Annotated in this window: 13 protein-coding genes; 8 read left to right on the top strand and 5 right to left on the bottom strand. The window is 66.8% G+C overall.

The features are described from left to right. Window positions 1–99: 99 nt before the first annotated feature. From BLV25_RS16860 to BLV25_RS12980, 3 genes are all read right to left on the bottom strand, one after another. The gene (locus tag BLV25_RS16860) at window positions 100–1,704 is read right to left on the bottom strand and encodes a SipW-dependent-type signal peptide-containing protein (protein WP_143114444.1); all 1,605 of its coding nucleotides are present in this window, start codon (window positions 1,702–1,704) and stop codon (window positions 100–102) included. A 153-nt stretch (window positions 1,705–1,857) separates the two neighbouring features. Beyond that, window positions 1,858–3,588, bottom strand: coding sequence for a SipW-dependent-type signal peptide-containing protein (locus BLV25_RS17965; protein WP_394327126.1), 1,731 nt, complete (start codon window positions 3,586–3,588; stop codon window positions 1,858–1,860). Between the two features lie 63 nt (window positions 3,589–3,651). Beyond that, window positions 3,652–5,247, bottom strand: a complete 1,596-nt coding sequence (locus BLV25_RS12980) for a vWA domain-containing protein (RefSeq protein ID WP_092734007.1) — start codon at window positions 5,245–5,247, stop codon at window positions 3,652–3,654. 345 nt (window positions 5,248–5,592) lie between these two features. On the opposite strand from BLV25_RS12980, the gene BLV25_RS12975 reads away from it, so the two are divergent. Both BLV25_RS12975 and BLV25_RS12970 read left to right on the top strand, forming a co-directional pair. Beyond that, a complete protein-coding gene (locus BLV25_RS12975) occupies window positions 5,593–6,141 on the top strand; it encodes a DUF7344 domain-containing protein (RefSeq protein WP_021074681.1) in 549 nt (182 codons plus the stop codon). Window positions 6,142–6,682: 541 nt separating this feature from the next. After that, complete coding sequence (locus BLV25_RS12970) at window positions 6,683–7,306, top strand: DUF7344 domain-containing protein (protein ID WP_092734004.1); 624 nt, start codon at window positions 6,683–6,685, stop codon at window positions 7,304–7,306. A 152-nt stretch (window positions 7,307–7,458) separates the two neighbouring features. Here BLV25_RS12970 and BLV25_RS12965 read toward each other — a convergent pair whose 3' ends face one another. Beyond that, a complete protein-coding gene (locus tag BLV25_RS12965; RefSeq protein WP_092734001.1) occupies window positions 7,459–8,331 on the bottom strand; it encodes a hypothetical protein in 873 nt (290 codons plus the stop codon). A gap of 54 nt (window positions 8,332–8,385) precedes the next feature. Next, on the bottom strand, window positions 8,386–9,186 hold the full coding sequence (locus BLV25_RS12960) for a TrmB family transcriptional regulator (RefSeq protein WP_021074684.1): 801 nt from the start codon (window positions 9,184–9,186) through the stop codon (window positions 8,386–8,388). A 292-nt stretch (window positions 9,187–9,478) separates the two neighbouring features. Here BLV25_RS12960 and BLV25_RS12955 point away from each other — a divergent pair, with 292 nt between their 5' ends. From BLV25_RS12955 to BLV25_RS12930, 6 genes are all read left to right on the top strand, one after another. Continuing rightward, a complete protein-coding gene (locus BLV25_RS12955; protein ID WP_092733998.1) occupies window positions 9,479–10,798 on the top strand; it encodes an O-acetylhomoserine aminocarboxypropyltransferase/cysteine synthase family protein in 1,320 nt (439 codons plus the stop codon). A 96-nt stretch (window positions 10,799–10,894) separates the two neighbouring features. Then, complete coding sequence (gene metX, locus BLV25_RS12950; RefSeq protein ID WP_092733994.1) at window positions 10,895–12,295, top strand: homoserine O-acetyltransferase MetX; 1,401 nt, start codon at window positions 10,895–10,897, stop codon at window positions 12,293–12,295. Between the two features lie 211 nt (window positions 12,296–12,506). Further along, window positions 12,507–12,857 (top strand): DNA-binding protein, encoded by a 351-nt coding sequence (locus BLV25_RS12945; protein WP_021074687.1) that lies wholly within the window; start codon window positions 12,507–12,509, stop codon window positions 12,855–12,857. A gap of 2 nt (window positions 12,858–12,859) precedes the next feature. Continuing rightward, complete coding sequence (locus BLV25_RS12940; RefSeq protein ID WP_021074688.1) at window positions 12,860–13,453, top strand: DUF7411 family protein; 594 nt, start codon at window positions 12,860–12,862, stop codon at window positions 13,451–13,453. Between the two features lie 210 nt (window positions 13,454–13,663). Beyond that, window positions 13,664–14,980: a histidine--tRNA ligase gene (hisS, locus tag BLV25_RS12935; protein WP_092733991.1), complete on the top strand. Its 1,317-nt coding sequence runs from the start codon at window positions 13,664–13,666 to the stop codon at window positions 14,978–14,980. A 251-nt stretch (window positions 14,981–15,231) separates the two neighbouring features. Continuing rightward, on the top strand, window positions 15,232–16,200 hold the full coding sequence (locus tag BLV25_RS12930; RefSeq protein ID WP_092734116.1) for a PstS family phosphate ABC transporter substrate-binding protein: 969 nt from the start codon (window positions 15,232–15,234) through the stop codon (window positions 16,198–16,200).

Raw genomic sequence — 16,200 nt, 5'->3', positions numbered from 1 at the left:
TCGCGCTCTCGGGACATATGCATGGAGTACCTACCGGACCGATTCCCGACGGTAGACTCTCCATACCGTTCGATACGCCCCGACTCGTGGATCCTCGGATCATAAGCCGCTCCCGTCCTCGGTGCCGGTCGCGTTCCCGTCCTCGGTGCCGGTCGCGTTCCCGTCCCCGGTGCCGGTCGCGTTCCCGATCCCCGGCGAGTCGTTGTGGCGGCACTGTTCGGCGTAGAAGCCGAGGTCGAAGCCGACCGAGTCGGTCTGGACCTCGTTGCCGACCGTACACGGCAGCCACCACTCCAGACCCACGTAGTGGGTCGTCGAGGGCTCGAAGCACCGCGGATCCGGATCATCGGGGTCCGGATCGGGGTCAGGATCCGGTCCCGGGCCCTCGACGTCGTAACAGATGCTGACGTGGCTCACGGCATAGCGCCGGTCGCCGGTCCGGAAGGGCGCGCCGAGCCCCTCGCCCGCGCTCGCGGACAGGACCTCGCCGTCCTCGCTCCGGCTGCAGACGTTCGCGTTCGGGCCGCCCTTCACGATGACCGTGTGGGCCTGGAACCCGTCGAACTCGACGTCGAACTCCAGCACCTCATCGTCCTCGTCGTCCCACTCCGTCACCGTGATCGTCACGGTGCCGACGGCGGTCTGGTAGGTCAGCGACTCGCCGGACCCGGCCGGCAGGTCCTCCGATTCGACCTTGATCGCGCGGAGGAGTCCGTGGTCGCTGCAACTGGGGTTGCCCTGCTCGACGTGGCAATCGTCCTCGGTCAGCGTGATCCCGTCGCCGGCTCCGTTCTCGCTTCCGGTTCCGTCACCGGGTCCGTCGATCGGAACGATCCCGGATTCGCCGGTCGGGGAGAGCGGGATTCCTCGTCCTTCGCTCAGCAGCTCCAGCACCGCGCTCAGCGGCCCGGTCACGATCTCCGTCTCGCCGTCCTCCACGAGGTTGTCGCCGTCGTCGTACCACAGCCGGACGAACAGGCGGTCCGCGAGCTGTCCCTCCTCGGGAGGCACGTCGTACAGCTCCGCCAGCCGCTCGCGCTCGGGCTCGTTGTATCCGTTTTGGGCGTTCTCGGTGAGATCGCCGGTCAACCAGATATAGCCGGGATTATCACACAGATGATAGCTGATCGTCACCTCCCCGAAGTCGCACGGCTTGACGTCCGACAGCGAGACGAGGGGCTCGGGAGCGTTCTCCTCGTCGTTCCAGGTGTCGTCGTTCTTCGTTCGCAGGCCGGTTCCGGCACCCTCCTCGCGGGGATCCATGTCCGACGCGACGTCGGCGCCGAGCGTACAGACGTACGCGTCCGACGCCGGATCGTCCCAGCCCTCCGGCGGGCTCTGCAGGCCGTCGTTCGTGTCGTCCGGGTACGCCTCGAGCGCCGTCGCGTCCATGAACGCGCCGACGTCAGCCTGCGGAACCGCGAAGACCGGATCCGAACTCGGGAATCCCCGGCGGTCGCCGAGGGTTTCGTCGGCCGCGAGGTAGCTGCCGAGCTCCCTGCCCGCGCTGCCGTCGAAGTAGTGTTCCGACCAGTCGATCTTGAGGTCGAGCGTTCCCGCAGTGATGGCGTTCCCGGCGAACGTCTCCTCGTCGTTCAGATAGGCGGTGGTCCCGAAGCCGGCGCCGGCGGATCCGACGCCGATGGCACCGAGCCCGGCGAGCACCGTTCGTCGTGACAGTCCGGATGGGTCGTCGTTGCTCATGGGGTGATCCCCGGGTTGGGGAAGCCCGCGGCCGGAGTCGAACCGGCCTCGGATCCCGACCGCGGCGGTCGTATCCACGGACGTCGTTTCGAGCGGTCGAAACGATCGACCGGAGCGACTGCCCCGATCGATGCGTCGACGCTGCGACCTCGATCAGCTCGGCTGCGGCGTGCCGTTCTCTGTTCCGTTCACCGTCCCGTTTGCGGTGTCATTCGCGGTGTTGTTCCCGTCAACGGTGTTTCCGGGGTCCTCGTTGTGGCGGCACTGCTCGGTGTAGAAGCCGAGGTCGAAGTGCGCCTCGTCGCCCTGGATGATGTTGCCGACCTCGGTCGGGACCCACCACTCGAAGCCGATACAGAAGCCCGCCCGGGCGGGGTAACAGTCCTCGCCCAGCTGGACCATTCCCTCGTCCTCGTCGTCCTCGAGTTCGAAGGTGTTCTCCATCAGATCGCGGAGCGTCCCCTCGAAGATGGCCTCTTCAACCTCCTCGTCGTAGACGTTGTCACAGTCCTCGTCGTACCAGACCGTGACTTCGACGTGGTCGGCGAGGTGGCCGGAGTCCTCGACCTCGTCGACGGTGGTCGGGCCGTCATTGCCGGCGTTATCGAGTATCGCGTCGATCTCGGGTTCGGTGAGCGTGCCGCCGTTCTCGCTGAAGTTGGCGGCGGTCATCCAGACGTATCCGGGGTTGTCACAGAGGTGCAGCGAGAAGGTGATCTCGCCGTTGTCTCCCGGCTTCACGTCGTCGAACTGAACGAGGTGTTCCTGCTCGGGGTAGTTCTCGCTGCGGAAGACGGCCGGCGTCTCCAGCTCGACGCCGCTGTCGATCCCACACGAGCTGTGGATGGTGACATCCTCGACGCCCTCGCCGGAATCTTCGATCCCCTCTTCCAGCGTGATTACGTTGCTAGCTGAACCGTCAAGCACGACTAACCTGGTTAGCGGGCTCCAGGAACCATCGAACCAGTCATCGTAGTCTCCGTTCGCGAATTCGTCGTATAGTCCCGCTTTCTGGTTCAGCTCGGGTGTGAGCCTGAGAGCGAAGTCGCCCAGTGTGCCATCGTCGTTGTTGACTGGGCCAAAGACGCCGCCATCGGTATTCGCACCTTCCCAGACCCAGTGACCTTCCGCGACGCCGTTTTCCATGTACTCGTCGTCGGTACTAGCGCCATCATCATCCTCGACGATCCAACTGCCGGACTCCCACTGAGCATTGGGAGCGCCCTCGATGACGTACGAGGCAGTACCTCCAGTCTCAGTGTCCTTCGCGTCTTGGACGATAAACAGGTATATGTTACCGTCTTCATCATCCGGCGCATCCTTCCAGAGGAATACCGTACTGCGTGACTCACCCTGAATGTCCTCATTCTCGGATCTCACGCCCGTCTCGTTTTCGTAGGCTTCTATCGGATCGTCGCCGGTGAGCGGTTCGATGCAGTACGACTCGCCGCCGTAGGTGACGTAGTACTCGTCGTCGCCACAGTCACAGCAGGCGGGAACCTCCGCCGCGTTGAACACCGGGTCGATTTCGCCGGCGCCGGAGTAGTGAACCCCGTTCAGGTCCTGGAGACCGTCGCCGTAGTCATTGTCACCCGAGGTGTCTGGGTAGGCGTTCACGGCGTGTTCCTTGACCTGGCCCGCGTTCTCGCCGGTCGGGATCGGTCCGTCGTAGGTCTGTTGCCAGTCGACCTTGAGGTCGAGCTCGCCCGCGGCGAGACTGTTCCCCTCGAAGCTCTCCTCGTCGCTGAAATAGGCCGTCGTGCCGAGGCCGGCACCCGCGGAGGCGACGCCGATCGCCCCCATGCTCGCGAGTACCCGTCGGCGTGATAGCCCGATCGTGTTTTTCTTTCTCATTCGTCTCATCCCCCTTGCGGGGAAACCCACCGGCGGAGTCGAACCGCCGTATCACGGGGGGAAACCCCGTGGGCCGTCGTGGGCGGTTCTCGATCAGTTGGTGGCGTTCGTGCTGTTCCCGCCCGACGGGAGCCCGTTGTCATCGGTGAAGTTGCCGTCGAACGGGTTCGCCGGTGGCTGATCGTTGTGGCGGCTCTGGAGCGCGTAGAAGCCGAGGTCAAAGCCGACCGAGTCGGTCTGGACCTCGTTGCCGACGTCTTCCGGCAGCTCCCACTCGAAGCCGAGACAGTGGGTCATCCCGCCGACGAACGGATCCATCTCCTCCGAGGAGCGGTCGCCGTCGAGGGCGATCCCGTTCTCGAGGGCCGCCATCGTCTCGGCGAGCGAGCCCTCTTTGATGACCGTCTCATCGCCGGCGATCGTCTCGGAAACCTGTGAGAAGAGCTGATCGATCGACGTCTCACCCGTGCCCGGGAAGATGTAGTTCTGGGGATCGATCTCGGGCTCTTCTTCTCCCGAGCTCGAATCGTAACCCTCTCCGACGAATCCCTCGAGTTGCTCCATATCGGCCCCGCCAACGCCGATCGCGTAGATCGTGGTTCCCGCTGCTTTGGCGGCATCACCCTCGCCAGTGGAATCGGAGCTGTCCTGGCCGTCGGTGAACACGACCATTATTCGGTCTTTTCCGCCAGGACAATCCAGAAGGCCGGATTCTCCGTCGTCTCCGGATTGCCCGACGTTGATGCCGTTCGCTATATTGGTACTGCCTCCGGATGTAAGGCCGTCAATCGCGCTCTCAACATCACTGAGGCTGTCCGTCAGGGACTGAACCGGGTCTGCAGAACTCTCGAAGTCGACAACACCGACCATATTGTCCGTCTCCTCCCCTTCATCTTCCGGGAGGAATTGGCCGGCAAATTCCTTCGCAGCGCTCCGAACATCTGCCATCGTGGAACTCCCGATCGATCCCGACGAATCGATCACCAGTTGGATGCAGAGCGGTCGATCACGCTGCTCCTGCCCGCCGCCGTCGTGGACGTTGTTACAGTTCTCGTCGTACCACAGCTTCGTCTGAATGGCGTCAGCGAGCTCGCCGTCGCCCTCGATCTCGCTGTCCGAGATATCGTTGTTCTCGTCGTTCGAGCTTGCCTCCGGCTCCGTGACGGTGTTCTCGTCGTTGGCCGTCAGCTCGCCGTTCATATACATCCACGCGGGGTTGTCACAGATGTGGAGGCTGACGGTCACCTCGCCGGAGTCGCCCGGTTTGACATCTTCGAGGGTGAACACCGGGATCTCGTCGCCGTTGATCAGGCCGAGATCCGCGGCACAGAGATCCGTGTTCTGCACCTCGTCTTCCCAGAGGTCGCCGCTGTCAACGTCCGGAACCTCGCCGATCAGGTAGGTCCCGTCCTCGACCTCCTCGACATCGAAGGGCTCGCCGGGTCCGTCCTCGCTGTACCAGCCGTTGATCTCCTCCAGGCGACCGGGGCCGCCCGCGTAGGTCGCCTTGTAGTCGAGCTTCAGGTCGAGCTCGCCCGCAGTGAGGCTGTTCTCCTCGAAGCTCTCCTCGTCGCTGAAATAGGCCGTCGTGCCGATCCCGGCGCCCGCGGAGGCGACGCCGATCGCGCCGAGGCCGCCGAGTACGCGGCGTCGGGAGAGTCCGTGTCGGTGGTTCGTGTCGTCTGTCATGAGTGGTCCCTGAACGGGGCCGAGACCCCGGCGGTCCGCCCGTTCAGTTGATTCCCTCTGTGAGCGCAGCCCACCTAGTTACGAGTCGACACGTCACGAACGAACGCCGGCTTCGGAAGAAAACGGGACTTACAACGGCTCGTTCGCCCGTCTCCGGCGTAACGAACCGAACGGTTGACCGATCGAACCGTCGGTTGAACCGGCGATTCGGCGCCCGTAGACCGCCCCTACGGTCGAGCCAACGCGGCGTTCGCCACCGGTAGGAGCCCCATCCTGACGGTGGTTCCGATACAATCCCGGGTTGACACCGTCACCAGTTCACACACGATCGGAGATGATGTCCATATGCCCATGTTTCGAACGAACGACCTTCCGGAATCGGACGTGTATACCGTCCTCGCGAACGCGCGTCGTCGCGAGGCGGTCCGTCACCTGACGACCTCGAACGGGACCGTCACGCTCGGCGGACTGGCCACGGAGATCGCGGTCGAGGAGACCGGGGAATCACCGCCGCCACAGGCGGCCTACGAGAGCGTCCGCAGCTCGCTTCGCCAGACACATCTCCCGATGCTCGACGACCTCGGCATCGTCGAGTACGACCCGAACACCCACGTCATCCGCCTCCGCGAGCGCGCGCGGGACGTCGACACCTATATGGAGGTGATCACGTCCTACGGCATCACGTGGGGTGAGCTGTATCGCACGCTCGGCGTGTTGTCCCTGGCTCTCGTCGTGGCGGCGCTGCTGGATGCGCCCCTCGTCGGACGCGTCGACCCGCTCTTGTGGGCCAGCCTCTCGCTGTTCGCCTTCGCGGTCGCCATCGGCGCCCAGTTCTGGACCCACCGATGGTACGTGCTTCGCTCCCTTCGTGGATTCGAGCGGGGGGTGCGGTAGCGATGTCGGTCGCCGCCGCTCCACGGGACGCCGTCGTGCTTCCCGTCCGGATCGTCCGGGCTGCTGGCCGATTCGTCCGGACTGCTAACCGATTCGTCCGGACTGCTAACCGATTCGTCCGGACTGCTAACCGATTCATCCGGGCTGCTGTCCCGTCGGTTCGATTCGATCGGGAACATCGACGACCGATCCGACGTAGATTGTCACTCGGAAACACACAACACCGCGATCGAGTGAAAATGTCATACATATATGGTACCCGTTCCCGTTGGTGTTCATCGCGACGACACCGCCGACGGAATCGGTATGTTCGAGACCGTCCGTCGGAGTCGTTGACCGGCACCTCGACTCGCGTACCGAACCGACGAGTGAACGATCCTGCCCAACCGAGGCCGATGTCCCAACCCACACACCGCCGACCATCCCGATCGTATCGCAACCATCGACCGATTCGACCGTTCGGGCGGGTGACTGCATCCGCGTTGTCCGTTCCGGTGCCGGTTGACGTGCCGCCCGCGTCGGCCGGGGAGGGTCGAACGCTATGACGGGACTCCTCGCGCTGGCGGCGGGACGCCACGCGAGCGATCCCGAGGAGATCGATCCCGAGAAGATCGATGCCGCCTCGGACCCGGGCGAGGCGGACGAGGCGTCCGCCGACCGGGAACTCCCCAAGGACACGGTCTTCAGCATGCTGTCGAACCGGCGTCGCCGTCGCGTCATCGAACACCTGAGTACGGCCGAGGACGGGCAAATGACGATCCGCGACCTCTCCGAGGTGATCGCCGCCGAGGAGAACGACGTCTCGCGGCGGGAGGTGACGTATAAACAACGCAAGCGGGTCTACACCTCCCTCTACCAGATCCACCTGCCGACCCTCGACGACAACGGGATCGTCGAGTACGAGAAGCGGTCGGGCGTCGTCGAGCTGGCGCCCACCGCGAAGGATTGCACCGTCTACCTCGAGTCGATCTCCGACGGCCAGCTCTCGTGGCGGGAGTACTGGCTCGGGCTCGCGGCCGTCTCGACCGCGTTCGTGACGACCGCGACGCTCGGATATCTCCCCTACTTCTCACAGAACGGGCACGTCTCGGCGCTGCTCGTGGCGTCGACGATCGCCCTGTCGGCGATCGCCTTCGCGGTCTCCAGTGCGCGTGACCGGCGCTAGAACGGCCTCGGTTTTTAAGGGCGTCTTCGGCTCCTCGACCGTCCTCCGGAAGCGACGTCGTCGGATCGAGACCGTCCGTTTTCGGGCGGTAGCTATCGGTTTCGGGGGACAGCTATCGCTTTTGGGCGGCTCCCATCGGTTTCGGGGGACAGCTATCGCTCCGGCAGGTCGTCGGGGTCGACGTCGAGCTCGAACAGCCGCGAATCACAGGACTGACACGTGGCCGTCACCACGTCCCGGCTCCGACAGCAGGACTCGACGACGTCCTGTGACAACACGACCGCGCCGCCGCAGGCGGGACACTGCTCGAGGAACAGTCGGAGCGCGCCGAGGATCTCCGCGCGGAGCGCGAGCGACCGCCGACCCCAGTCGGCGTCCCACTTCGGCAGTTCCGTCGCCGCGGCCGTGTCCGCCACGCAGGCCGCCCGGGACGGCCACGAGGCCAAGTACGCCTCGTCGGCCCACGCCAGGAACGAGCCGGAATGTGCGTCGAACTCGATCTCGTTCGGGTCGGCGTCCACGAACGTTCCGAGGCTCCGTTTCGCCGCCCGCTCCTCCCGCCAGTGGTCGCGGATCGTGCGCTCCCACGCCCGTTCGAACTCGGGATCGAGAACCAGGTCCTCGTTCGACGGGTCGTCGACCACGATCCCGATCTCGAGCAACAGCGCCTCCGGATTCACCTCTTCCCGATCGATACCGCCGTTCCTGACGCCCTCCCGGTCGACGTCCGCCGGCGTCTTCTCGAACCACGCCAGCACCCGATCCGGGAAATATCGCTTCGTGATCGTCGGCGTCCCCGGTATCAGATATCCCCGCAGGTAGATCACGACGACAGCCAGCGCCAGCGTCGCGGCGCCGACGCCGATCGGCGGCAGCTCGAACGCCAACGCGGCGTATCCCGCACCGATCGAGAGGGCGACTGCGATGGCGAGGTTGAGGACCGTACAGGGGATGCATCGATTCTCGCCCGTGTACTCCGGGCGCCGCAGGTGGGACAGGAGCCCCGTTTCGTTGGACGCCTTCATACCGACCGATGCGGCCCTTCGGCGGTTAGTTATGGTCGTCCTACCGTTCGTCCGTCAGTTGCTCCGGGAGCGGAGCGTGAGGGGACCGTCCCGCGCGAGCAGTCGGCGGGCGACGACCACCAGCCCGTTTTCGAGGCCTGCACCGTACATCGCGTGTTCGTCGTCGGCGGTCGCCCCGACGGTGCTGATGAGCGTCGCCGAGCGGTCGATCAGCAACAGTCGTCCGATGGACCGCCGCCCGCCGTCCCCGCTCCCGTCCGCCAGCCACTCCAGTCCGGACACGAACGTCTCCGCTCGCGGCACCGCGCTCCGGATCCGGCGCTGGAGGGCGTCGTCGACACCGCCGATCAACAGCGACACGTCGTCGCTCACGCCCGTGAGAGCCTCGATCACCTCCTCGGTGAGAAACGTCACGTCCCCGACGACGAACACGATCTCCTCGGTCGCCTCGCGCGTCAGTCGCCGGATCCGGTCGTCGATACGGGCGCGACCCGTCATCGTCCAGACGTCCGGCAGATCGGCGGCATCCTCGACGTCCGTCAGCGCCTCGAGCGACGCAGACAATCGCTCGAGCTCCCGCTCGTACCGTTCGCGGAACGTTCGGGTCGCCTCCTCCGGCGTGACCGCCCGAAACCGTTTGGGACTCGAGTGCTGGGTCGTGACCAGTCCGCGGGCCTCCAACACGCGGACCGCGTCGTAGACGCGCGTCCGTGGGACGTCAGCCATCTCGCTGATCTCCTTTGCGGTCCCCGTCGAGAGACGCAGCAGCCCCACGAAACACTTCGATTCGTACTCCCGGAGCCCGAACTGTCGTAACGCCTCGACGGCCTCCTCGACCGATTCGGATGTTGACATTGGTTGTTCGTCCTTCCGGCGTCCCCCGGTGCGCAACGTCTCGTTCGATCCCCGTCTCTCTCGCCCTTATGGTCAAAAATATAATGTAATACACATAGTTCTATCGGCCGTTTTCGAACGCCGGACTGCCGCCGAGCGGCCGAGCGTGAAGTGGACGACCGTCCGGTTCGTGACGTGCGAGCCCGCGTGACGAACGGACCTCCGTTCGTGACGTATGGCACCACGATCGGGGTCCGGCAGGCCTTGCCGTAACTGACGGTTATAGATATCACGAGTGATATGCGTATAGTACATGACTCGAGGGTTCCAGACCCGGAGCCTCCACGCCGGAACCGACCCGGATCCGGCGACCGGCTCGCGCGCGACGCCGATCCATCAGACCACCTCCTACGTCTTCGAGGACGCCGACACGACGGCGGAGATGTACGCGCTTCGCGCCGACGGCCACATCTACTCCCGGCTGTCGAACCCCACCGTCGCCGCACTCGAGGACCGGATCGCCGACCTCGAGGGCGGCAGCGACGCGGTCGCGACCGGCTCCGGGATGGCCGCGATCGACGCGATCACGACCGTGCTCGCGTCCGCTGGCGACAACGTGGTCGCCGCCGCGGAGATGTACGGCGGCACGTCCACGTATTTCACGACGATCGCCGACCGCCGCGGGGTGGAGGCCCGGCTCGTCGACACCCTCGAGTACGACGCGTACGCCGAGGCGATCGACGAGGACACCGCCTTCGTCCACGTCGAGACGATCGCCAACCCCTCGCTCGTGACGCCGGACCTCGAGCGGCTGGCCGGGATCGCCCACGAGCACGCCGTCCCGCTCGTCGTCGACAACACGTTCGCGACCCCGGCGCTGTGCCGCCCGTTCGAACACGGCGCGGACGTCGTCTGGGAGTCGACCACGAAGTGGATCACCGGCAACGGCACGACCGTCGGCGGCGTGGTCGTCGACGGCGGCACGTTCCCGTGGGACCACCCGGACGCGGACTACGACGAGCTCTCCGGGCAGAGCCCGGCGTTCCCGATCGACTTCGTCGAGCGGTTCGGCGACGCCGCCTTCGCGAACGTCGCCCGCCAGCGCGGCGTCCGGCCGACCGGCGGCCAGCAGTCCCCCTTCGACGCCTGGCAGACGATTCAGGGGGCCAACACGCTTCCGTTGCGGATGGACCGCCACTGCGAGAACGCCCGGACGGTCGCGGAGTTCCTCCGGGACGACGACCGCGTCGAGTGGGTCGCGTATCCCGGCCTCGAGGGCCACCGGACCCACGACAACGCCTCGAAATACCTCGACGGCTTCGGCGGGATGGTCACCTTCGGCGTCGCGGACGGCTACGAGGCGGCCAAGACGCTCTGTGAGTCCGTCGAGCTGACGAGCTTCCTCGCGAACGTCGGCGACGCGAAATCGTTAATCATCCACCCCGCCTCCACCACGCATGCACAGATGGACCGCGAGGCCCAGCGCGCGGCCGGCGTCTTCCCGGAGATGCTGCGTCTCTCCGTCGGCCTCGAGGACCCCGCGGACGTCCTCGCCGACCTCGACGCCGGCCTCGCGGCCGGATCGAACGCCGGCGCCGAAAACGACGCCTCGCCGGTCGGGACCGACCGGTGACGCACGGAATCGACGAATGACCGCCATCGCTCCCGACGTCGTCCCCGTTTCGCCCCCCGACGTCGTCCGAACGAACGCTCCACTCACAGCCCACAGATGACGACGACACCACACGACAGCGGGATCGCTTCCCTCGGGGAGTTCACCTTCGAGTGTGGCCGATCGATCCCCGAGTTGCGGATCGCCTACGAGACCTACGGCGAGTTCGACGGGGACAACGCGGTCCTCGTCTGTCACGCGTTGACCGGCAGCCAGAACGTCGCGCGGACGCCCGAGGTTCCGGATTCGACCACGGAGGATGCTGCGGCCGACGGCGACGCCGACGCCGACGAAAACGGGGACGCCGGTTCCGCCGGCGACGCCGACGCGAGCACCGCCGATGATGCCGGCGACGCCGACGAGGCGTCGCCCAACCAGGCCGGCCAGGCTCGCGCGTGGTGGGACGACGTCGTCGGGCCGGGCAAGGCGATCGACACCACCGAGTACTACGTCGTCTGCGCGAACGTTCCGGGGTCGTGTTACGGCAGCTCCGGGCCCGCGAGCCGCCGACCGGACGACGTCGATCCCGACCGGGAGGTCGACCACGACCGCTGGGCACTCGATTTCCCGCCGGTGCAGGTCGCCGACTGGACCCGCGCCCAGCGCCGGCTGCTCGACCATCTCGGCGTCGGCCGGCTCCGGGCGGTCGTCGGCGGCAGCGTCGGCGGGATGAACGTGCTCGATTGGGGGAAACGGTATCCCGACGACGCCGACTACCTGATCGTGATCGCGGCGGCGGCCCGGCTCGACCCGCAGTGTCTCGCCCTGGACGCGATCGCGAGGCGGGCCATCCGGTCGGACCCGAACTGGAACGGCGGCGACTACTACGGCGACCGACCCACGCCGGACACCGGCCTCGGGCTGGCCAGACAGATCGGCCACGTGATGTACCTCTCGAAGTCCTCGATGGACCGGAAGTTCGGCCGGCGGTCGGCCGGCCGCGACTCGCTGACGCGCGGTGAGGGCTTGGACGTCCCCGAGAACCCGACGGCGGCGTTCTTCCCGTACCGCGAGGTCGAGTCGTATCTGGATTACAACGCCGGGTCGTTCGCGGAGCGCTTCGACGCGAACAGCTACCTCTATCTCACCCGCGCGATGGACGAGTACGACCTCGCGGGCGGGTACGCGGACGACGCGGACGCCCTCGCGGCGTTCACCGGCGAGGCGCTCGTGATGTCCTTCTCGCAGGACTGGCATTTCACCGTCGACCAGTCCGCCGACCTCGCCGACGCGTTCCGCGAGTCCGACGTGCCGGTGGCCCACCACCTCGTCGACTCCGACCACGGCCACGACGCGTTCCTCGTCGAACCCGAGAGCGTCGGGCCGCCGGTCCGCGATTTCCTTCGGTCCGGAACCGACGGGAAGTCGGTCGTCGACGCCGCCGAGCCCGACGAGCCGGTGGCTGACGGATCCGGGACCTCGCACGCGCCGGTTCACTCGAGCCTCTTTTCCGGCTGACTCCGCCGGATTCCGTCGCCCCTTCCGGCGCCGGGTCGAATCGCCGCTTCGGCCGCCTCTTCCGGCACCAGACCCGATCGCCGCTTCGGTCGTCACTTCCGGCACCAGGCCCGATCGTCGCTTCGATCGTCGGGTCGGATCGCCGTTTCGATCGCCGCGATCGGTTCCTGCCTCCGAAATCGTTTTTCGCGAGCAGCCGAAAGGGATCCGTATGAGCGGCAATCCCGACGACGATCGGCTCGAGGAACTCCGCGAACAGAAGCGACAGGAACTCCAGGAGCGGGCCCAGGGCGGCGGGAACGAGGAGGCCCAGGAGGCGGCTCGCCAGCAGGCGGAGGCCCAACAGGAGGCCGTCCTCAAACAGCACCTCACCGACGGCGCCCGCCAGCGGCTCAACGCCGTCGAGATGTCGAAACCCGACTTCGCCGCGCAGGTGAAAAAGCAGGTCGCGGCGCTGGCTCAGAGCGGTCGCGTGCAGGGACGGATCGACGAGGATCAGATGAAGGAGCTCCTGCGCGAGCTCCAGCCCGAGCAGAAGAGCTTCGACATCCGCCGGCGCTGAGGATGGAGCTGGCCCTCCTGTACAGCGGCGGCAAGGACTCCTCGCTCGCGGCGGTGCTGCTCGACCGCTTCTACGACGTCCGGTGTGTCACCGGCAGCTTCGGGATCACCGACGACTGGCGACACGCCGAGCGGGCGGCCGACGCGCTCGGGTTCCCCTTCGAGCGCGTCGCCCTCGAGGAGTCGGTCGCCCGCGAGGCGGTCGACCGGATGCACGAGGACGGCTACCCGCGAAACGGCATCCAGCACGTTCACGAACACGCCCTCGAGGCCATCGCCGCCCTCGACGTCGACGCGATCGCCGACGGTACCCGCCGGGACGACCGCGTGCCGACCGTCTCCCGGGCGCAGGCGCAGAGCCTCGAGGATCGTCACGACGTCGACTATCTGGCGCCGCTGTCGGGGTTCGGGCGCCACGCCGTCGACCGGCTCGTCGAGGAGACCTTCGAGGTCGAGACCGGCCCGAGCGCGGAGATCGCCAAGGCCGACTACGAGGACGAGCTCCGCGCCCTGCTCGCGGAGACGCACGGCGAGGCGGCGATCGCGGAGGTCTTTCCGGACCACGAACAGACCTACGTTCGCGGCCGGACCGGCTGAGTCGAGGCTGGGACCGGCTGAGCCGAGGCCCGGGACCGGGACCGACGTGGGATCGGACCGACGTGGGATCGTGCCGTCGTCGCTGCCCGGTACGCTCCCGGTCGTCGCCCGACACGGCTGTGCGTCGTCGCCGACCGGCACGGCCTCGCGCCGTCGCCGCCACGATCCCGAAGGGATGGTTTCAAGCGCCCGCTGGCCGAACCGCGGCGTATGTACGACCGACTCAAGGGATTTCGCGACTTCTATCCCGGCGAGCAGTCGGCTCGCCGCGAGGTGACCGACACGATCGAGGCCGCCGCAAAGCGGTACGGCTTCCGCGAGGTCGCCACGCCCGCGCTCGAACGCACCCGGATGTACACGGACAAGTCCGGCGAGGGGATCGTCGAGGAGCTCTATTCGTTCACCGACCAGGGCGGCCGCGACGTCGCGTTGACGCCCGAGCTCACCCCGACCGTCGCGCGGATGGTCGTCGCGAAGGGGCAGGAGCTCTCGAAGCCCATCAAGTGGGTCTCCACCCGCCCGTTCTGGCGCTACGAGCAGGTCCAACAGGGACGCTTCCGGGAGTTCTACCAGACCAACATCGACGTCTTCGGGTCGTCGGAGCCGGAGGCCGACGCGGAGGTTCTGGCGGTCGCGGCGGACGCGCTCACGTCCCTCGGGCTGACCGGCGACGACTTCGAGTTCCGGGTCTCCCACCGGGACATCCTCGGCGGACTGGTGCGGGCGCTGGCCGACGACCCGGACGCGGTCGACGCCGCCGCGGCGATCCGGGCGGTCGACAAGCGCGCGAAGATCGACGAGGCCGAATACCTCACGCTGCTGGCGGAGGCCGGGATCGACCGGTCGACCGCCCGCGAGTTCGACGACCTCATCGTCGGCGTCGACGGCGTCGACGACCTGGACGCGGTCGCGGAGGTCGGCGGCCCGGACGTCGAGGCCGCCGTCGAGAACCTCCGGGCGGTCCTGTCGGCGGCCGACGACTTCGGCGCGGGCGAGTACTGTGACGTCTCGCTGACGACCGCCCGCGGGCTCGACTACTACACCGGCGTCGTCTTCGAGTGCTTCGACTCGACCGGCGAGGTCTCCCGGTCGGTCTTCGGCGGCGGGCGCTACGACGACCTCATCGAGAGCTTCGGCGGCCAGCCCACTCCCGCGGTCGGGGTCGCCCCCGGACACGCGACCCTCAAACTGCTGTGTCAGCGGGCCGGCGTCTGGCCCGACGAGGCGCTCGAAACCGACTACTACGTGCTCTCCGTCGGCGACACCCGACAGGAGGCCGCCCGGATCGCCCGCGAGCTGCGCGCGCTCGGCCACGTCGTGGAAACCGACCTCGCCGACCGCGGCTTCGGCGGCCAGCTCGGCTACGCCGACTCGATCAACGCCGAGACGACCGTCATCGTCGGCGAGCAGGATCTGGCCAACGACGAGGTGACGATCAAGGAGATGGCGAGCGGCGACCAGGCCACCGTTCCGGTCGGGAAGTTCCCGCCCGCGTCGGGACGGCCGACGTACGACGACTACGCCTAGCGCTCCCGCGAACGCGGGCGTCGACCGGCTTCACGGCCGCGATCCGCCATTATTCCGCGGTGGCGTCCGTCACCAGTCCCGTGGCCGCGCTCTCCCACCATTCTCAGGGTGCCTCCGTCACCGTCGACCGCTGATCACGCGGCTCACGGCGAGTTCCGGGTCGCCGTGGGTATATATCCCTATATAGTCGTATGTCGAATGGATACCGCTAATAGTAGCGTTCATCCCTCCGTCCCGACTTGGTCACGATGATGGACGTCTCCAACCGTGGCGATCGAACGGAATTCGGAACGCGACGTCGGTTCCTCACGACGGCGGGCGCGGCAGCGACCGTCGGCCTCGCCGGCTGTCTGGGCGGCGGCAATGAACGGGAGATCCGCATTACCGGTAGCAGCACGGTTTTCCCGCTGTCGGAGGCCGTCGCCGAGGAGTACCAGCAGGAGAACGACGGCGTGAACATCTCGGTTTCCTCGGACGGAACGACCGGCGGGTTCGAACAGTTCTTCATTCCGGGCGACAGCGACATCAACGGCGCCTCACGGCCCATCCTCGAGGAGGAGGTCGAGCGGTGCCGGGAGAACGGCTTCGAGCCGATCGAGATCCAGTGTGCCGGCGACGCGCTGACCGCGATCGCCAACAACGAGGCCGACTGGGTCGACTGTATGACGATGGAGGAACTGGGCCAGATCTGGGACCCCGACGCCGAGAACGAACTGTGGTCGGACGTCAACTCCGAGTGGCCGGACGAACCCTTCGAGCTGTACGGTCCCGCGACGACGAGCGGGACCTTCGACTACTGGACCGAGGAGGTCATCGGGAAGTTCCGTCAGATCCGGGACGACTTCGAGGGCACCGAACAGGACGACATCATCGCCTCCGGCGTCGAGGGGAGTCGGTACGCACACGGCTACCTCCCGTTCTCGTATTACACGAACAACCAGGACCAGGTGAAGGCGCTCGACGTCGACGCCGGCGACGGCTGTACGCCGCCGAGCCTGGAGGGTGCCTCGACCGGAGAGTATCCCCTCTCGCGGCCGATCTTCTGGTACGTCAACGGGAACCGGCTGACCGAGAACCCGGCGCTCGAGCCGTTCATCCGGTTCGCGATCGAGATGACCGGCGACCAGTCGATCGTCGCCGACGACATCGGCTACGTTCCGATGAACGACGAGGAGATACAGGCCAACCTCTCGAAGATCGACGACGCAGTAAGCGAGTGA

It is taken from the genome of Halopenitus persicus, assembly GCF_900107205.1.
GTDB lineage: Archaea > Halobacteriota > Halobacteria > Halobacteriales > Haloferacaceae > Halopenitus > Halopenitus persicus.
The sequence above is the reverse complement of the archived record's forward strand: the minus strand, read 5'-3'. Positions and strand labels throughout refer to the sequence as shown.